The organism is Pirellulales bacterium (genome assembly GCA_019636335.1).
GTDB lineage: Bacteria > Planctomycetota > Planctomycetia > Pirellulales > JAEUIK01 > JAHBXR01.
In genome coordinates this window covers 107,922-125,901 of record JAHBXR010000015.1, presented here as the reverse complement: position 1 = coordinate 125,901, position 17,980 = coordinate 107,922, and the positions used below count along the sequence as shown (strand labels likewise).

The following is a 17,980-nucleotide window of genomic DNA, read 5'->3' as shown; positions in this document are numbered from 1 at the left end:
GCCCTCCATGAAAAGAAACGGATGGGAGGGCTGGGAAAGCAGGGGCTATTTCTCGGTCGTGCCACATGCCCGGATTCTGGAAACGACACGCCGCGCAAGTCGAGAAACTACGTCGCTTCGGCCCGGAGCAGGGCCGCGATCACGCCGTCGGTCGTGTAGACGGTGGCCTCGGCCGCCGGCTCGAAACCGGCCTGCCGCAGCGTTTCGGACGTCAGCGGACTGATACTAATCAGGCGAGTTTGACGGAGATGGTCCCCCAGCAGGGCTGTCATGGAACGCGCAATCGCCGAACTCGTCGCCGTGGTCCAGTCGACGCGGCCGGCCGACAGTTCGGCCAGCACTTCGGGATCCGCCGCCTCGACATCCGTGCTGCGGTAGACGACCACCTGCTCGACCGTGGCGCCGGCTCGTTCGAGTTCCTCGCGCAACACCTCGCGACCGCGACTGGCCCGGGCCAATAGAAATCGCATTCCCTTGGCCTGCGGGGCAAGTGCGGCGACGAGCGATTCGGCCCGATACTGCTCGGGCTCGATGTCGCAGTGCAGGTGGTAGCGGCGCAGTTCGGCCGCCGTGGCAGGGCCGATGGCGGCGAGCTTCGCGCGCGCCAGGCGGCGCATGTCGCCGGTCTGCAGCAGGCGATCCAAGAACGCACGGACGCCGTTCGCACTCGAAAAGACCAGCCAATCGAACTCGCCGATGCGGGCGATGGCATCGTCGACCCGCCGCCAATCGGCCGGTTTGCCGATTTTGATGGCCGGCTGCACGAGGGTCCGCGCACCCAGCTCTTCGAGCTTCGTGCGCAGCGGCTCGATCTGATCGATCGGACGAGTGATGAGCACGGTGCGCCCGAAGAGGGGCCGCCGGGCAAACCAGCCCGTGGTCCCCTGCGCCGCCGCGACTTGGCCCACGATGGCGACCACGGGGGGACGCACCTTGTGCTCGGTGAGCATCCGCGGAAGCTCACCGAGCGTGGTGCGCAGGGTCCACTGATCGGGCCACGAGCATCGCCGCACGACGGCCACCGGCGTTGCGGGGCTCTTGCCGGCTGCGATGAGGGCGGCCGACCAGTGCGGAGCGGTCGTCACCCCCATGTAGAACACGAGCGTTCCGGGAAACTTTCCTAGTGCGGCAAGATCGAGCGGAAGGCCCTGCTTGTCGTCCCCTTCCTGACCGGTCACCAGCGCGATGGCCGAGGCCTGGTCTCGGCCGGTCAGCGGGATACCGGCGTAGCTGGCCGTGGCCATCGCTGCCGTAATGCCGGGCACGATCTCGAAGGGCACGCCCGCCGCCAAGAAGGCCCCGATCTCCTCGGCAGCTCGGGCAAAGATCGTCGGATCGCCCGACTTGAGTCGCACCACGACGCGGCCTGTCTGCGCATCGCGGATGGCTCGCTCGTTGATCTCGCTTTGCGAGAGGATGCGACCGTGCCCGTGCCGACCCAGGCAAACCAGTTCAGCACCGGGACCGACGTGCTCGAGCACGCGCGGATTCACCAGATAGTCGTAGAGCACGACATCGGCACGGCCCAGGCATTCGACACCGCGCAGCGTGATGAGCCCTGGATCGCCGGGGCCTGCGCCCACGAGATAGACCATTCCCTGCTGCGACGACATTTGGCTTTCGCGCCTGCGTGTGATAAAGTGGAACGCAGGCTAGTCTATCGACCGAACACCTATCTGCAAAACGCTTTCGGACGAGCGTTTCTCTTCATGCCCATGGCTGTCTCAGCTTCGACTCCCGACGACGATAAGCAGCGGAAGCCGATGAACCCCGCAGTACGTCGTCGACTTCAGTTGCAGTTCGAACAAGGCAGCAAGGTCGCCGCGCAGGGCAATTTCGACTATGCCACCGACATGTTCCTGGCCTGCGTGAAGGGGGACCCGGGCAACAGCATCTACGTGCAGAACTATCTCGGCAACTTGCGCCGCAAATACAACAACAACAAAAAGGGAGACAAGTTTGCCGCCGTCAAGATGACAGGCACCAAGGGGGCCTTGAAGAAAGCGAGCATGCAGAAGAACTACGCCGCGATGATCGAGAACGGCGTCGAGCTTTTGCAGTTGAATCCTTGGGATACGAGTACACTGAAGACCCTCGCCGAGGCCTGCGAGCAGCTCGAACTCGATAAGGCGCAGCTCGATTATCTGAACGCGGCACTCGAAGTCGACATCAGCGATGCCGAAATCAATCGGCTGGCTGGCCGCGCCAAGGCTCGCCAGGGGATGTTCCAAGACGCAACCGTCTGCTTTACGCGCGTCCTCAAATCGTTGCCGGCCGACATCGAAGCGAAGAAGGCACTCGCAGATTTAGCCGTCTTGTCCACGATTGAACGAGGACGCTACGAAACCGCTGAGTCGTCGCAAGACGTGCGCGTCGATGCCCAGGACGCCGAAGCGACCGGCCCGACGGTAACGCCAGAAAAACAGTTCGAAAAGGCGATCGCCAAAAACCCGGCCGACACGAGCAATTACCTCAAACTGGCCGAGCATTACGCCGGACAGAACCGCCTGGAAGAGGCGGAGCAGACGTTGGCCCGCGCGCTCGAGGCCTCGGGCGGAGAGGTGAACATCCGCGAGCGGCTCGAGGACATGCAGCTTCGCCGCTTGCGCGAAAACGTCGGCGTGGCCGAAAAACGCTTCCGCAGCGAGAAGACCGAGGAAGCGAAGACCCTCTACGGCAAGTTCCGGGGAGAACTGCTCCAGCGCGAGCTCGAGATCTATGCCGCCCGGGCCGAACGTTACCCCACGAACCTGGGCTTCAAGTACGAGGTGGGGACGCGGTTGAAGAAGGTGGGCAAGCCGCGTGAGGCGATCCCCTATCTGCAGGACGTCCAGAAGGACTCTCGCCGCAAGGGGGAGGTGCTGCTCCTGCTGGGCGAGTGCTTCCAATCCCTCAAGCCCCCCCAGGCCAAGCTGGCCATGAACAATTACGTGGCGGCGGTCGATACGATTTCAGACATGGACGCCGATCTCAAGAAGCTGGCCCTCTACCGCACCGGGGCCCTGGCCCTGGCCCTCAAGGACCTGGACCGAGCGGAGTCGTATTTGACGACCCTGGCGGGGATGGATTTCGCCTATAAGGACGTTTCAACCCTACTGGACAAAATCGCCGAGTTACGCGACAATCCCTGATTCGCGACAGGCCGGACTGCGGTCTGGCACGGTCGTAAGTCATTGGCCCGAAACATAAAAAGTATCTGCCCGAACCACCATGCCCAATATCAAGAGTGCCAAGAAGCGTCTTCGTCAGAACGTCGTGCGCCGCGCGCGTAATCGTGCCGCCAAGTCGTCGCTGAGGGCACAGATCAAGAAGCTGTCGGCCGCGATCGCCGCCAAGGACGTGGCCACCGCCGAGACCCTCTTCGTGGCCACCCAGAAGAAGCTCGACCAGACGGCCGCCAAGAAGATCATTCACAAGAATGCCGCGGCGCGGGTCAAGTCGCGCCTGAGCGCCAAGATCAAAGCCCTCAAGGGCAAGGCTGCCTGACACACCCCCCAGGCCCCTCTACGGTACGGACGATTCTGCCGCGGCCGATGGTTCTCCATCGGCCGCTGGCGTTTCCGGCGCAGGCTGGTCCCCCGAAACCTGCTCTTCGAGGAACGCGCGCAGTCCATCTGCCACGGGGAGTACGCTCGCACTACGGTTATCTCCCTTCTCGGGAAGAAGGGGCTCGCTCAATTCGATGACGTCGCACGCGGCCGAAAAGAGGACCACCGTCTGTGGCGACCACGGGTCCGCACTTCGATAAACCAGAGCATAGCGCCAATCGATCGGCTCCTCGGGTCGGGGGGCGTCCCAATCAAAGCTGCCTGTCAGGATCAGGCTGCGACGTACGTGGGTGAAGCCGGGAGCTTGGCTGACGTCGCGCTGCTCGCGCACGCGCCAGGTGCGCCCAGCCGACTTGTACGTTTCGCCATCGGCCACGGGAGTCGCGCCGACCGGCTCGAGCAGTAGCAATTCGACCTGAGGGGCCGAGAGCAATTGCTGAGCGATCTCCGTCCCCCAAAACTCGAGTGGCCGCTGCTGCAAATAGTACTGGTAATACAAAGCGGCGCTCGCCAGACCAACGGCGAGTACGGTGATCGTCACGATGGCGTATTTGCCCGAGGCGACCGGGCCGCGGGCACTGCTGGCGGTCGTGGCGTCGTGTTCGGCAGGTAGCATGGGATGGTCGTGTGTCATGCGATGGCTCCCGCTGCGCGGAGCGTTTGGATCTCTTCTCGCGAGCGCCCCAGCCACTCGGCAAGCACTTCGTCAGTGTGTGCGCCGAGCGCGGGGGGAGCCTTTACCTCGCGGGTGGGTTCGTCGCGCCAATGCACTGGTGTGGAGAGTAGTTTGTAATTGCGGCCCGCCGTGTCGACCACGTCGACGATCATCTCGCGCGCGGCGTACTGCGGATCGGCGAGAGTCTGATCGAGCGACAGCACCGGGGCATGCGGGACGTCAGCCCCGGTGAGCAGCCGTTCCCACTGGCGCGTCGTGCGGCGCGCCAATTCTTCGGCCACGAGGGGAATCAACGCCTCGCGCGCGGCGACTCGGGCAGGGTTCGTCGCAAAACGCTCGTCACCCGCCAGATCGGCCCGCCCGGCGGCTTGGCAGAATCGCTGCCACTGCCGGTCGTTGCCCACGGCCAAAACGAGATGACCATCGGCGGTGGCGAAGGCCTCGTACGGCACGATGTTGGGATGAGCGTTCCCGTAGCGCACCGGGCGTTTGCCCGTGACGAGCGCGCTTTGCGCCACGTTGACGAGGCTGGCCAGCGTGCAATCGGCCAGCGCCAGGTCGAAGGCCATCCCGTCGCGGGCCGGATCGCCCGGTCTCTCGCGCGCGTGCAGCCCGGCCAGGATGCTCACCGCGGCGTAGAGTCCCGTGATGACGTCGGTGATGGCGACGCCGACCTTCATGGGCATGCCGTCCGGCTCGCCGGTGATCGACATGAGCCCGGAGCGGGCCTGGATCACGAGGTCATAGCCCGGCACGTCCGCCAGGGGTCCCGTGCGGCCAAAGCCCGAGATCGAGCAGGAGACGAGGCCTGGGTTGAGCTCGCGGAGACGCTCGGGGCGCAGGCCGAGCTTGTCGAGCGTGTCGGGTAGAAAGTTTTCGAGGAGCACATCGGCCTGGCGGATGAGATCGGCCAGAAGCGGTCTGCTGTCGGCGTGCGAGAGGTCGAGCGCCAGCGAGCGCTTGTTCCGATTGCAGGAGAGGTAATAAGCGCTGGGCCCCTCGGCGCCGAGAAACGGCGGCCCCCACTGGCGCGTGTCGTCTCCCAACCCCGGCCGTTCGACCTTGACCACGTCGGCCCCCAGATCGGCCAGCAACTGCGTACAGACCGGTCCGGCCAGGATCCGCGACAGATCCAGCACCTTCAGACCCGCCAGGGGCAAGCGTGGTTCGGGCATCGCGTCTCTCGTGTCAACTAAAACTAAACGGTGGAGAACGAGGGAGAGAAATGGACCGTCGCCCCTCATCCGCTTGTCGCTGCGCGACACGGACGGTTTTCCGACTTGGCGACCACACCCTGGCAACACGAATCCGGTAAACCATCCGTGCTACCCCACTGCTTTGACCGCCACACAAAGAGTACGGCGCAGGGCGGCACTTTTCACTCGTAGGCCGCGCAGTATACTGGCAGCGGGCCGCCTTCGGCGAGCGGCCGCAGTTGCCGAACCACGAGAGTTACGATGGCCAACGAGTTCGATCCCTACCGCGAAGCCCTCGTCATCGAGACCGAGACCATCTGGCCCGACGAGCTCGACGACGTGGATGCGGCCACCAAGGCGAAGGTCGAGTCTCGCCTGCACTCCGAGCCGCAGCAGGCGGCCCAGCTCGAATACGCCCGGCTGCACACCGGCTTTGCCCGCAAGATCACGGTCACATCGGCCGACGTCGAGCGGACCAGCTAGGCCCCCCTCGGTGTGTCCGCTCATTTTCGGGAGCCCAGCGCGTGTCCCACTCTGACCAGGTCGTCCGCGTCGAGCTGGCCGAGCGTGGATACGATATCTGCCTGGGCTCGGGCAATCTGGCGCAACTCGGCGAGCGGCTGACAGCGCTGCGTCCGGTTTCGCACGCAGTGATTGTCACCGACGAGCACGTCGAGGATCCTTTCGCGCTCGACGTGGCCGAAACTCTTTCGCAGCGGGGCATCGCCGTCGATGTACTCGTCGTGGAGCCGGGCGAAGAGACCAAATCGCTCGACAGCGTCTGCGAGCTGTGGCAAAAGCTGCTGGAACTGAAGGCCGATCGCAAGACGGTCGTCGTGGCTGTCGGCGGCGGGGTGATCGGTGATCTGGCCGGTTTCGCCGCGGCCGGCTTTGCCCGCGGACTGGGGTTCGTGCAGGTTCCGACGACGCTGCTGGCGCAGGTCGATAGCTCGGTCGGCGGCAAGACGGGCGTGAATCTGCCCGGGGCCAAGAACATCGTCGGCGCGTTCTGGCAACCGATGCTAGTGCTGATCGACACCGAGGTGCTCGCTTCGCTTCCCGAGCGAGAGTATCTCGCCGGGCTGGCCGAAGTGGTGAAGTACGGTGTGATTCTCGATGCCGATTTCTTTGCTTATCTCGAAGCAAACGTGCGCGGCATCCTCGCGCGCGATCCAGCGGTGCTGCGGCACATCATCGCGCGGAGCTGCGAGTTGAAGGCCGACGTCGTGCGCCAGGACGAGCGCGAGGAGACGGGACTCCGCGCCGTGCTCAATTACGGGCACACGTTCTGTCACGCCTTCGAGGCGGTGACTGGCTATGGGCAATACCTGCACGGTGAGGCGGTCTCGATCGGCATGGTGTGCGCTTCGCGTCTGGCGGAGCGGCTGGGACGCATTCCCGCCGATATGACGAGCCGGCAGATGAAACTGCTCACCGCGCTCGGCTTGCCCATCGAAGTGCCCGAGGTGGACGTCGACGAGCTGCTGGCCTCCATGTCGCACGACAAGAAGGTCGAGCACGGCCGTCTCCGCTTCGTGCTCCCCACACGCATGGGGCACGTGGAACTGGTGGGAAACGTCAGCCGCGACGACGTGCGCTTGGTGCTCGAGACAGGGTAGTTGCCCAGAGGACTGCAAGGGCAGTGGCCCGGTGGCCCGATTGTTGCCGTTTTCATTGTCTCGCGGCCACGTTTCGTGCTAGTGTGACACACTATGCATCATGAACTTTCACCACAATCTGAGCAGTACCTGGACCAGATCGTTGCCGGCGGTCTGTATCCGTCCAAGGAAGCGGCTCTGGAGGCTGCCGTCGAGGCCCTGCCCGAAAAGACCGAACCGAGCCATTTTGTACCAGACGATCACCTGGAGACAGTAGAGCGTGGGATTGAATCGGCGCACGCGGGTCGGCTGAAGCCCGTCACACCGGAATTCTGGGACGCATTGCGGCAAATGGCTCGCGAGACTGCCGCCGAGAATGATTCTCGCTGACGGCGTTCGCATCGTGGCTGTGATTCATGGTGCCCGCGATCAAGAACGACACGTCTAACATGCTGGGAGTCAAGTTCTGACTCGGTTCCCCCCGCCGGTCCATTCCGCATTCTGTACTGCCGACGTATTCGAAGTCATCCCGGCTACCGAGAGCGTTCGAGCAGGTCGGCCAGCGCTGCTTTTAGATCGGGGAATCGAAAGGCAAAGCCTTCCTCTGGCAAACGTGTCGAGACGACGTATCGGCCGTAGAGTGCCAGCTCCGGATCGGTGCGCATGAACAACGGCGCACCCAGTCTCACCATCCACGCATAAGCAGGCAATCCAAGCGGCATGCCGACTGCGCGACGCAATGCGCGCATGAAGTCTCTTTGCGAGACCGGATGCGGCGACGACGCGATGTAGGGTCCCCGCATGCTGCGATCGGTCAGGGCACGTTCGAATAAGCGGTTCAAGTCGGTCTCGTGGATCCAACTCATTCCTTGCGTGCCCGATCCGACCTTGCCCCCCAGGCCGCAACGGACCAGCGTCAGCAGGCGAGATAAGGCACCGCCGCCGGCTCCTCGATCGCGACCGATCACGAAACTCGTACGCAGAATCACAGCACGCTGGGTGGGCAGCACGCTTTCGGCAAACGTGGTCTCCCAGGCTTGCCCGATCGTGGGGGCAAAGCCATAGCCGAACGGCGAATCCTCGCTACACGTCATCTGTGGCGGATCGCCGTAAAGGTGCGCCGTGCTCATCTGGACCCAAACCGGTGGAGCGTTTTCGATTGCGCGGACGGCACGTCCGAGCACGTGGGTCGCCTCGACACGTGAGCGGAGAATCTCATCCTGGTGATCGGGGGTCTTGATGCAATCGACACTTCGGCCGACGAGATTCACCAGACCGCTTGCGCCCTCCAGTTGCTGCACCCAATCGCCCAGGTGGCGGGCGTCCCAGCTTACATGTCGCCACGGTCCGGTGATGTTCGGCCGATGACGCGAGAGTACGACGACCGACCAGCCGAGATCGGCCAGGTGCTTCGCCAGCGAGACGCCGAGAAAGCCGCTGCCTCCGGCGACCACGACACGACCGGGGCTCTTCATCGCGAATCTCCGGGTACCGTTCAGGTGGACTTCGGCAAATCCCTCTCTTTGATTACCGCAATGCTGCTGGCAAGATTAACTCGAGAGCTAGAAAGAGCCTGAAACCAGGGGCTTTTCGTACCACTTCGCGCTGGCATGGGGCGTGCCCGGCGACTACCATGAGGGGTGGTACCCCTGGTGGTGCCCGTACTCGCTACGCCCGCCTGCCGACATCCCACCCCCTGGGAGCCTGGATCGTGTCATGCCTTGCCTTCCCGTTTCGCACGGGATCTCTGATCGCGCTGCTGGGTTTGCTGCTCTGTCTGCTCGTCGCTGGCAACCCGGTCGTGCTGCGCGCGCAGGAGCCCTCGACACCAGCGGCCACTGAGCCCACGCCCCCTACGGCGCCTGCGCCGGCAGCCACTCCGGCAGCGCCGGCCCCCACGGCCGAAGGTCCCAGCTACGTGGCACTGATCGACCCCGCGATTGCGCAGCAACTCGGCCTGAGTGAGGCGCAGTCGACCAAGATTCGCAAGCTCGTGGCCGAACGTGCCGAATCGCTGCGCGACGCGCCGGAGTCGAAGCGTCCCGAGATTATCGCGGCCGTCGAAACTCAACTGGCCGCCGTCCTGACCGAGGACCAGCGGGCCGCCTGGCAGCGCATGATCGCGGCGGGCAAATTGCGCCCCGCTGTCGAAGCGCCGACAGAAAAGAAGCTGCGCTTCAGCTTCCGCTTTCAGCCCTGGACCGACGTGCTGAGCTGGTTTGCCGATCAGGCGGGGCTATCGCTGGTGCTCGATGCGCCTCCCCCCGGTTCGTTCAACTACACCGACTCGCGCGAGTACACGGTGGCCGACGCCATCGACCTGCTCAACGGCGTGCTGCTGACCAAGGGGTACACGCTCATTCGCCGCGACAACATGCTCATGTTGCTCAACGTGACCGAGGGGGTGCCGGGCGATCTCGTGCCGCGAGTCACGCTCGAAGAACTGACCGACCGTGGCAAGTTCGAGATCGTGAGCGTGCTGTTTCCGGTCGAGACGCGCGATCCCGCGCAGGTGACGGCCGAAATCACGCCGCTGCTGGGGCCGCAAGGCAAAGCGACCCCATTAACGGCAACGCGGCAGATCCTGGTGACCGATACGGCCGGCAAGATGCGCTCGATCGCGGCGGTGATTGAATCGATGCCTCTCCCCTCGAGTGCGGTGCCTTCGGCCAAGCCAGGCGAGCCCGAGAAGTCGGTGCTCGTGGCATATCCGCTCGACGCGATCGACGCCGCCGTGGCGCTCGAGATGATCAAGGCGCTCATGCCCGACGCCAAGGCCGCCCTCGACCAGCGACTGGGACAGATCGCCGTGTTTGCCACGCCCACGCAGCACGCGGGCATTCAACTGGCGATGGACGAGATGCGCAAGGAGGCCCCGGCCGACAAGAAGCCGGAGCTCAAGGTCTATCCGCTGCGGGCGGGCAATGCGCGCAGCATCCTCGATTTTCTCATGCAGGTCACGCCGAGTGCGCGCCTGGCGATCGATCCGAAGACGGGAAGCCTGGCCGCGTGGGCCACGCCGGGAGATCAGGAGTTGATCGCGGGCGCCGTGAGCCAGTTGGATACGGACTCGGCCGACCGCGACCGCACGCTCGAGGTGTACACCCTGCACAAGGCCGAACCGGCGACGATGGTGGCGGCGCTCGCGGCGCTCGTGCCCGAGGCGCGCATTTCGGCTGGTGGCAGTGCGGGGCGCGTGGTGGCCTTTGCGACGCCCACCGATCACGAGCGGATCAAAGAGCTGATCGCCCGGCTCGACGTCGATGTGCCGGCCGAGCAGGTGCCGCAGTTGCAGGTCTATCAACTGACGTTCGACGACGTGGCCGAGCTAACGACGTTGCTGGCGAAAGTAGTCCCGAAAGCGCAAGCCACGTTCGATCAGAAGGCCAAGCGTCTGAGCGTGATCGCCACGCCCGCCGATCAGGAAACGGTCCGCGCGACCGTCGAGCAGGTCGAAAAGGCCACGCCGAAAGAGACCGAGGATGAACTGCAGACTCACAAGGTGTCGCTGGCGAATCACCGCAAGGTGACGACGGCCCTGTCGACGCTCGGCGAGCAATTGCCGGGCATTCGCGTGATTCCCGACGCGACGACGGGCGAGATCGCGATCTGGGCCCAGCCCGACCAGCACGCCACGATCGCCACGATCATCTCGCAACTCGACCGCGAGCTCCCCCCCGAGGAGCAGGCGGTGATGACCACCTACCGACTCGAGCGTTTCAATCCTCAGTCGGCGCTGCCCGTTCTGCGAACCTTGTTGCCCGAGGCACAGGTCATCGTCGAGCCGGAGACTCGACAGATTATCGTGGTCGCCAAGCCGCGCGATCAGGCCACAGCGCGGGCGACGATCGAATCGATGGATGCCGATCTGCCGGCTGAAGGCGAACGGCCGCGGATCGTCGTCTACCCGGTTCAAAAGGCGGATCCCGTGCCACTGGCCACGATGCTGCAGGCCGTGGTGCCGAATGCGCGGCTCTCGGCCGATCGCACGAATCAGAGCCTGGCGGCGTGGGCGACCCCCGCCGATCACGAGACGATCCGGGCCGCCGTCGAGCAGATGGACAGTAAGCTGCCTCCCGAGAAAACGCCCACCGTGGTGGTCTATCCGCTGCGCCGCGCCAACGGAGCCACGTCGCTCTACGTGCTGCAAACGCTCGTGCCGACGGCGCGCGTGGCGATCGACGCGAACACGGGCAGCGTGGTGGCCTGGGGCACGCCCGAGGACCATGCGGCGCTCGAGCGGGCCATCGCCCAGATGGAAGAGCAGCCGAGCGCCGAGTTGCAGCGTACGCTTTCGGTCTATCCCATTGGCGACGCCGATCCGAGCTCGCTGGTGGTCATGCTGCAGAGCGTGGTCAAAGACGCCCGCGTCTTGAGCGATGCCAGGTCGCACAGCGTGCTGGCCTGGGGGACCGCCGACGAGCACGCCGCGATTCGCGAAGCGATCGAACAATTGAACGCCGGCAATACGGAAGACCAGAAGCCGATCGCCAAGGTCTACCGACTCGAAGCGGCCGATCCGACGGCGGCACTCTCGACGATGCAGGCGCTCGTGCCGACGGCGCGGATCGCCATCGATACGCGGCAGGGGGGGATCGTCGCCACGGCGCTCCCCGCCGAGCACGAACGACTCGCCGCGGCCGTGGCCGAAATGGATCATCCGGCCGCCGCGGGAGAAGTGCCCGAGGTGAAGGTCTATCCCTTGCAGATCTCGCTGGCCACGAACGTCTACAGCACGCTCACGACGCTTTACGCCACGCGTCCCGAGATTCGCTTCTCGCTCGACCCCACCACGCAGAAGCTGATTGCCTGGGCGCCGCCGTCGCAGCAGGAAAAGATCCGCTCGGTGATCGAAGAGATCGAAGGCACCGGCACGCCCGAGGCTACCGTGCAGCTCGAAGTGCATCCCTTGGGCACGGCCGAATCGTATACGGTGCTCGAAGCCCTGACGCCGCTGTTCGTGAAGTCGCCCGAGGTGAAGCTGAGCGCATCGCGGCGGAGCAAGCACCTGGTAGCGCTGGCGCGTCCCGACCAGCAACGCATCATTCGCCAGACCATCGAGCAAATGCAGACCGCCCCGCAGGAGCTCGAAGTCTTTCCGCTGACGGTGGTCGATCCCTTTACGGCACAGATGGCGATCGAGCGTTTGTTCGACGACGACGGCAATCGATTTGGAGGCGAAGATCCGCCCAAGATCGATTCGGACGCCGCCACGGGGCAGCTCGTGGTCCGCGGCAGCGCCGCGCAATTGAAAGAGATTCGCAGCCTGTTGGCCAAGATGGGCGAACCCCTGCTCGTCGAGATTCCCGCCGGCAGCTCGGGGGGGGGCAAGCTACGCGTCATTCGCATGGGACGACAAGAGATCGACTCGGCGATGGCCGAGTTGTCGCGCGTGTGGCCGCAGTTGCGCAAGAATCCGATCCGCGTGGTTACCCCGTCGGCCGTGGCCCCCACGCTGCGTGAAAGCCGCGAAACGCAGCCCCCCGCTCCGCCAGCACCCGCCCCCGATTCGCCGGACACGTCGGGGATCGATGGTGAACCGCTCGATGGGGTCTGCCAGCTTGCCGAGGCCGATCCCGCGACCAGCGAAGTGGCCGCCGAGCCTGCGGCGGACGAGGAAGAAGCAGAATCGATCCAGCCGCCGAGCGAACTGGTTGAACCGACGCCCCCGCCGATTATTGTCGCCCCGAGCAACGACCGCATTACGATCAGCTCCGACGATCTCGAGGCGCTCGATCAATTCGAGGCGCTGTTGCGCAACCTGGCGCAAAGTGGTGGAGGGCGCCCGGGACGCGAGTTCACCGTCTTCAACCTGAAGAGCGCCAACGCCGCCGACATGGCCGACACGTTGCAAAAGCTCTTCCGCGGCGGATTTTTCGGCGGACGGGGCAGCGGCATCGTCACGATCGTGCCCGACACGCGGCTCAACGCCCTGATCGTGCAGGCCGGACAGGCCGATCTCCGCGCGATCGAGGCGCTGCTCGAGGTACTCGATTCGGCCGACGTGCCCGATACGCTCGTGGCCACGAAGCCCAAGCAGATCCAGATCCACAACGCCCGGGCCGAAGAGATCGAAGACGTGCTGCGCGATGTCTACCAGACGCAGCTCACGTCGGGCGGGGCGAAGCTGCCGATTCCTAGCGGCGTGCCGCGCGAGCTGGCGAGCGTGTTGCAGCAACTGGGGGCTTCGAGCTCGGGCCCGCTGATGACCTTGGCCGTGGATCAACTGACCAATTCGATCATCGTGCTGGCGCCCGGCCCGCTGCTGGTCGAGGTCGAGCAATTGGTACACTCGCTCGACGAGGCGGCGGCCGATCCGGCCCGCACGGTGCGCGTGGTGCCGCTGAAGAAGACGAATATCCTGGCCGTGGAAGAGGCGATCGGCCGGCTCAGCGGCCAAAGTGGCTTTGGCGGCGGGGGAGGCAGCCGGCCGCGTCCGCGACGCGTGCCGCGACGCGTGCCGCGCTCTTCAAGATAGGCTCCCGCGGTGCGCTCAAGCTGAACGGTCGCCACGCGCTCAATCCCCCCCCTATGGCGCGGTGGCGCCCGCGGGTAGATTCCCCGCATCGGCCGAGGCCGTGGGGGCGGGCTCGTTCTTGGTCCGCTTGGGCGTGCCCGTCGTTGCTTCGTCGGGCGTGATAATGCCGTCGCCGTTCTTGTCGTAGCGGGCGAATTCGAGTGCCTCGGCTTGCGACCACTTCGACGAATACTCGACCATGCTCACCTGTCCGTCGCCATTGGCGTCGCGTTCGCTGAACCACTTGGCGACCCCCTTCGGCAGTCGCGAGGTAGGGACGAAAAACTGCTTCGACTTCTTCGTCCGACGACGATCGGGGTTCTGGTCGGTGTTGTCGGCATTGCCGCCCGGCGCGGGATTGCCGGCTGCGGCGGCCTCGGGAGCAGGGTTCGCCATCGGACCTTCCAGGGCGACCGTGGCCTCGTTGTCTTCGGCGGCAGGTTCCTCGGCGCTGGCCACGGGGAGTTCTTCGGCCTCGCGGGCCGGCATCAGGCGCAACGTGCGTTGGCGGCTGTAGCTGGCGACCCGCTGGGCCAGTTCATGGACGGTGATGATCCCATCGCCGTCGAGATCGGCCAGCCGCGGCGTGCCCGACATGCGCCGCCACTCGGGCTCTTGCAGTCTGCCGTCGAGATCGGCGTCATGCTTGGCGACGAGCTTGCTCGCATAGCGGAGCACCTTGCCCGAGATGCCGTCCGAAACCTGCGGCGCTCGCCCGGCGCCACGCGTCGCGGCGCTGCCGCGCGTGGGCTGGCCCGGCTCTTGCGCGGCGCCCTCGGCAGCACCCCACAGAACAATCGTCAGGGCGCCCACCGAGACGGCCGGGAACCAGAATTGCAGAGGCGAGAATCGAGTCGGTTTTGGCATAGTACCGAGATTATACCCAGCCAGGACGAGGGGTGGCGAACTTCTCGCCATCAAATGTTGCCAGCACGGCGCCGAAACATTTACGAGCTAAAGATATAAGTCGATGCCGGCGGGCCCGGGCGGGTGGCCGGCAAACGCCCTTTTCATCAAGTTCTGGCTTGACTCGGCCGGAACGGATCAACTAGGCTGCATGCGATGTCGACGGGCGGTTATTCGCCTGCTGACCCCACCCCAACGAGACGACCCACAGTCGTCCCACCCCCGGAGATGCGGCACGCTCCACCCCAGCCTGCGTGCCTCGACAGAGTGCCAGACGCGAATCGCCGGACGAGATCGGGCCGGCGCGTAGTGGACTGAACCACTAGTGGCAAGTCGCGAAACGGATGTCGCACGACTCCTGCCGCTGGAATTGCCGACGCTCGGGATCCACTTTCCGAGTGGCCAGAACACCTTGAGGCGACGCCATGGATGCCGGCCAACTGCTCGTCGAGAAGGGCCTTCTCGACGCCCAACAGCTCGAAGTGGCGCGCTCGCACGCCGGCGATGGCGCGCGCCTCGACCAGTTGGCCGTGCAGATGGGGTTTGCTCGCGAGGAAGAAGTGCTCCGGGTGCTGGCGGACGGACTGGGGCTCGAGTTCATCGATCTGAGCAATTTCGAGGTCGATCGCACGCTGCTGGCCAGCCTGCCGGCCAAGCTCATCCACCGCCACGCGGTGTTTCCCCTCAGCCAGACGAACGGCTCGCTCGTCGTGGCCACCAGCGATCCCTTCGATCTCTACGCGCTGGACGCCGTGGCGGCGGCCACCGGTTTGAGCGTCACGCCGGTGCTCTCCGTCAGCGACGAGATCGGCAAGCTGATCAAGGCGAACTTCGGCGTCGGTTCGGAGACGATCGACAATCTGATCGCGCAGCGGCAGGACCAGTCGAGCACGGTCGAGGTGCTCGACGAGCTCGAGCTCGACGGCTCCGAAGCGGCCGAGATGGCGCAAGAGGCCTCGGTCGTGCGCCTGGTGAATGAGATTCTCGTCGAGGCGATCGAATCGCGGACGAGCGATATTCACATCGAGGCGCATGCCACTGGCATGAAGATTCGCTACCGCATCGACGGCGTGCTGCAGCCGCAACCGACCCCCCCGGAGATCAACCAGTTCCAGGCCGCGATCGTCAGCCGTCTGAAGATCATGGCCCACATGAACATCGCCGAGAAACGCTTGCCGCAGGATGGCCGCATCAAGCTGAAGGTGGCGGGACGCGAGGTCGATGTCCGCGTGTCGATCATCCCCATGCTGCATGGCGAAGGGATCGTCATGCGTGTCCTGGACAAGGACAAGATGAAGTTCGACCTGCGCGGCATCGGCATGGACGAGGATATCTACGCCGATTTCCAGCGTCTGATCACCTTGCCGCACGGCATTCTGCTGGTGACCGGTCCGACCGGCTCCGGTAAGACGACCACGCTCTACAGCGCGCTCAACGAGATCAAGAGCGAAGACACGAAGATCATCACGACCGAGGACCCGGTCGAGTACCAATTGCCCGGCATCAGCCAGATTCAGGTACACGCCAAGATCGGGCTGACCTTTGCCGCGGCGCTGCGGAGCATCTTGCGTCACGATCCCGATGTGGTGCTGGTGGGCGAAATTCGCGACGTCGAGACGGCGGAGATCGCCGTGCAGGCGTCTCTCACCGGTCACATGGTCTTCAGCACGTTGCACACGAACGATGCCGCCGGCGCGTTCATGCGCTTGTGCGATATCGGCGTCGAACCGTTCCTCGTGGCCAGCACGGTCGAGGGCGTGATGGCGCAGCGCCTGGTGCGAACCTTGTGCCCGGCTTGCCGCGAAGCGTTCTCGCCGACGGAGGACGACGTGCCGGCCGATTTTCCGCTCGAGGAGTGTCTCGCGTCCGACGCGCCGATCTATCGTGCCGCGGGGTGCCGCGAATGCCGCGGCACGGGGTATCGCGGGCGCGCCGGCCTGTACGAATTGCTCGTCGCCAACGAAGAAATTCGCAACCTGGCGACCGAGCGTGCCAGCTCGTTCCGCGTCAAGCAGGCCGCCATGGCCGCCGGCATGCGGACCCTGCGTCAGGATGGCTGGCGCAAAGTGCTGTGGGGCCGGACGACCGTGGAAGAGGTCATGCGCGTGTCGAAGGCCGACTGATTTCAGTCCAAGAAAAGAGACCTTCAAACAACCTGGAAGAAAAGTGGCACAGGCCGCCGGCCTGTGCATGAATGAGCAGGGATAAAGAAAATTTCACAGGCTGGTAGCCTGTGCCACTGAACTTGATGGAAGCCTGATTCGACGGAATCTTTCTTCAGACACCACCCTTGTTTCTGCTGCCGATGCCCGACTTCGCTTACACCGCCCGCAACGCCCAAGGCCAGGAAGTGGCCGGCACGATCTCCGCTGCCACGCAGCGCGAGGCGCTCGTGCTGCTGGGCGATCGCGCGCTGTTCCCGTTGCGGCTCGTGCAGGAGAAGACCTCGCGCTTGGCGGCGTTGCAGAAACCGAAGAAGGTCAAGCAACAGGCCCTCGCGGCGACGCTCGCGCAGATGGCCGACTTGATGAAGAGCGGCGTGCCCCTGATGCGGTCGCTCGAGATTCTGGCCAGGCAGTCGTCGAACCCGCTGCTGACCGAAGTGATGGGGGACGTGCGGACGCAGGTCTCCGAAGGCTCGACGCTCGATGCGGCCTTTGCGCGGCATCCGCAGGTCTTCAACGAGTTGACCGTGAGCATGGTCCGCGCCGGCGGCGAAGGGGGCTTTCTCGAAGACGTGCTGCAGCGCACGGCCGACTTCATCGAACAGCAGGAAGAACTCAAGAGCCGCGTCGTCGGCGCGCTCACGTATCCCGCGCTGTTAGCGATTGCCGGATCGTCCGCGGTAACGGTGCTGATCGTCTTCTTCGTGCCGAAGTTCGCCGAATTGTTCGCCCGCTTGGAAGAACGCGGCGAGTTGCCCTTCATGACGACCGCCCTCCTGGGCACGAGCGATTTCATCGGTCGCTACGGGCTCTTGCTCGTCGCCCTGGCCATCGGCGTGGTCCTTTGGATCCGCCAGCAGCTCAAGACCGAGAAGGGGCGCCTCGTGCGCGATCGCTTGAAGATCAAGGTCCCCGTGGCCGGGCCGATCTTCTTGAACCTGGCGGTGTCGCGCTTCTGCCGCGTGCTGGGCACGCTGCTGCACAATGGCGTGCCGATCCTCAAGTCGCTCGAGATCAGCAGCGATTCGACCGGCAATCGCGTCATGGCCCAGGCCATCCAACAAGCGGGCGAGAACATTTCCTCGGGACAGACGCTGGCGGGGCCGTTGGCCTCGTGCGGGCTGTTTCCCCAGACGGTGGTCGAGATGATCAGCGTCGCCGAGGAGTCGAACAATCTCGAGAACGTGCTGGTGAACATCGCCGACGGGTTGGACCGCCGGACGAGCCGCCAGCTCGATCTCATGGTGCGCCTGATCGAGCCGGCGATGCTGCTCGTGATGGCCAGTGTCATTTTGTGCGTCGTGATTGCACTGCTGCTGCCCGTGTTTCAGATGAGTGCCACGATCGGTTAAACGCAACCATTCGAGTCATCCC

General features: G+C 64.7%; 13 protein-coding genes. 8 read left to right on the top strand and 5 right to left on the bottom strand.

All coding sequences use genetic code 11. The features are described 5' to 3' along the window. Positions 1-107: 107 nt before the first annotated feature. Positions 108-1,613, bottom strand: a complete 1,506-nt coding sequence (cobA, locus tag KF708_15600) for a uroporphyrinogen-III C-methyltransferase (GenBank protein ID MBX3414112.1) — start codon at positions 1,611-1,613, stop codon at positions 108-110. A 96-nt stretch (positions 1,614-1,709) separates the two neighbouring features. Here cobA and KF708_15595 point away from each other — a divergent pair, with 96 nt between their 5' ends. Continuing rightward, positions 1,710-3,131, top strand: a complete 1,422-nt coding sequence (locus KF708_15595; GenBank protein ID MBX3414111.1) for a tetratricopeptide repeat protein — start codon at positions 1,710-1,712, stop codon at positions 3,129-3,131. A 79-nt stretch (positions 3,132-3,210) separates the two neighbouring features. Beyond that, positions 3,211-3,486 carry a 30S ribosomal protein S20 gene (gene rpsT / locus KF708_15590; protein MBX3414110.1) on the top strand — a complete coding sequence of 92 codons (276 nt, stop codon included), beginning with the start codon at positions 3,211-3,213 and terminating at the stop codon, positions 3,484-3,486. A gap of 18 nt (positions 3,487-3,504) precedes the next feature. On the opposite strand, the gene KF708_15585 is transcribed toward rpsT, so the two are convergent. After that, complete coding sequence (locus KF708_15585) at positions 3,505-4,182, bottom strand: hypothetical protein (GenBank protein ID MBX3414109.1); 678 nt, start codon at positions 4,180-4,182, stop codon at positions 3,505-3,507. Next, complete coding sequence (locus tag KF708_15580; protein MBX3414108.1) at positions 4,179-5,399, bottom strand: CoA transferase; 1,221 nt, start codon at positions 5,397-5,399, stop codon at positions 4,179-4,181. The genes KF708_15585 and KF708_15580 overlap by 4 nt, the downstream gene beginning before the upstream one ends. Before the next feature lie 282 nt (positions 5,400-5,681). Between KF708_15580 and KF708_15575 the strand changes: the two genes are divergently transcribed. The 3 genes from KF708_15575 to KF708_15565 all read left to right on the top strand — a co-directional run bounded on the left by KF708_15575 (position 5,682) and on the right by KF708_15565 (position 7,408). Next, positions 5,682-5,903 (top strand): hypothetical protein, encoded by a 222-nt coding sequence (locus KF708_15575; GenBank protein ID MBX3414107.1) that lies wholly within the window; start codon positions 5,682-5,684, stop codon positions 5,901-5,903. A gap of 41 nt (positions 5,904-5,944) precedes the next feature. After that, complete coding sequence (aroB, locus tag KF708_15570) at positions 5,945-7,039, top strand: 3-dehydroquinate synthase (GenBank protein ID MBX3414106.1); 1,095 nt, start codon at positions 5,945-5,947, stop codon at positions 7,037-7,039. 93 nt (positions 7,040-7,132) lie between these two features. Next, positions 7,133-7,408, top strand: a complete 276-nt coding sequence (locus KF708_15565; protein ID MBX3414105.1) for a hypothetical protein — start codon at positions 7,133-7,135, stop codon at positions 7,406-7,408. Positions 7,409-7,551: 143 nt separating this feature from the next. On the opposite strand, the gene KF708_15560 is transcribed toward KF708_15565, so the two are convergent. Next, entirely contained in the window at positions 7,552-8,493 is a 942-nt protein-coding gene (locus KF708_15560; protein ID MBX3414104.1) for a DUF1731 domain-containing protein, read from the bottom strand. A gap of 236 nt (positions 8,494-8,729) precedes the next feature. Between KF708_15560 and KF708_15555 the strand changes: the two genes are divergently transcribed. Next, positions 8,730-13,496 (top strand): hypothetical protein, encoded by a 4,767-nt coding sequence (locus tag KF708_15555; protein MBX3414103.1) that lies wholly within the window; start codon positions 8,730-8,732, stop codon positions 13,494-13,496. A gap of 51 nt (positions 13,497-13,547) precedes the next feature. Here KF708_15555 and KF708_15550 read toward each other — a convergent pair whose 3' ends face one another. Beyond that, the gene (locus KF708_15550) at positions 13,548-14,402 is read right to left on the bottom strand and encodes a hypothetical protein (protein ID MBX3414102.1); all 855 of its coding nucleotides are present in this window, start codon (positions 14,400-14,402) and stop codon (positions 13,548-13,550) included. 464 nt (positions 14,403-14,866) lie between these two features. On the opposite strand from KF708_15550, the gene gspE reads away from it, so the two are divergent. Further along, positions 14,867-16,564: a type II secretion system ATPase GspE gene (gspE, locus tag KF708_15545; protein ID MBX3414101.1), complete on the top strand. Its 1,698-nt coding sequence runs from the start codon at positions 14,867-14,869 to the stop codon at positions 16,562-16,564. A 182-nt stretch (positions 16,565-16,746) separates the two neighbouring features. Further along, complete coding sequence (locus KF708_15540; protein ID MBX3414100.1) at positions 16,747-17,958, top strand: type II secretion system F family protein; 1,212 nt, start codon at positions 16,747-16,749, stop codon at positions 17,956-17,958. Positions 17,959-17,980: the final 22 nt, after the last annotated feature.

What these genes read in the sequence shown, in the direction of transcription:
- KF708_15580 (MBX3414108.1), bottom strand. Translation starts at nt 5,399, where the DNA reads ATGCCCGAACCACGCTTGCCCCTGGCGGGTCTGAAGGTGCTGGATCTG.
- rpsT (MBX3414110.1), top strand. Translation starts at nt 3,211, where the DNA reads ATGCCCAATATCAAGAGTGCCAAGAAGCGTCTTCGTCAGAACGTCGTG.
- KF708_15595 (MBX3414111.1), top strand. Translation starts at nt 1,710, where the DNA reads ATGCCCATGGCTGTCTCAGCTTCGACTCCCGACGACGATAAGCAGCGG.
- KF708_15565 (MBX3414105.1), top strand. Translation starts at nt 7,133, where the DNA reads ATGCATCATGAACTTTCACCACAATCTGAGCAGTACCTGGACCAGATC.
- gspE (MBX3414101.1), top strand. Translation starts at nt 14,867, where the DNA reads ATGGATGCCGGCCAACTGCTCGTCGAGAAGGGCCTTCTCGACGCCCAA.
- KF708_15585 (MBX3414109.1), bottom strand. Translation starts at nt 4,182, where the DNA reads ATGACACACGACCATCCCATGCTACCTGCCGAACACGACGCCACGACC.
- KF708_15575 (MBX3414107.1), top strand. Translation starts at nt 5,682, where the DNA reads ATGGCCAACGAGTTCGATCCCTACCGCGAAGCCCTCGTCATCGAGACC.
- KF708_15560 (MBX3414104.1), bottom strand. Translation starts at nt 8,493, where the DNA reads ATGAAGAGCCCCGGTCGTGTCGTGGTCGCCGGAGGCAGCGGCTTTCTC.
- KF708_15550 (MBX3414102.1), bottom strand. Translation starts at nt 14,402, where the DNA reads ATGCCAAAACCGACTCGATTCTCGCCTCTGCAATTCTGGTTCCCGGCC.
- KF708_15540 (MBX3414100.1), top strand. Translation starts at nt 16,747, where the DNA reads ATGCCCGACTTCGCTTACACCGCCCGCAACGCCCAAGGCCAGGAAGTG.
- cobA (MBX3414112.1), bottom strand. Translation starts at nt 1,613, where the DNA reads ATGTCGTCGCAGCAGGGAATGGTCTATCTCGTGGGCGCAGGCCCCGGC.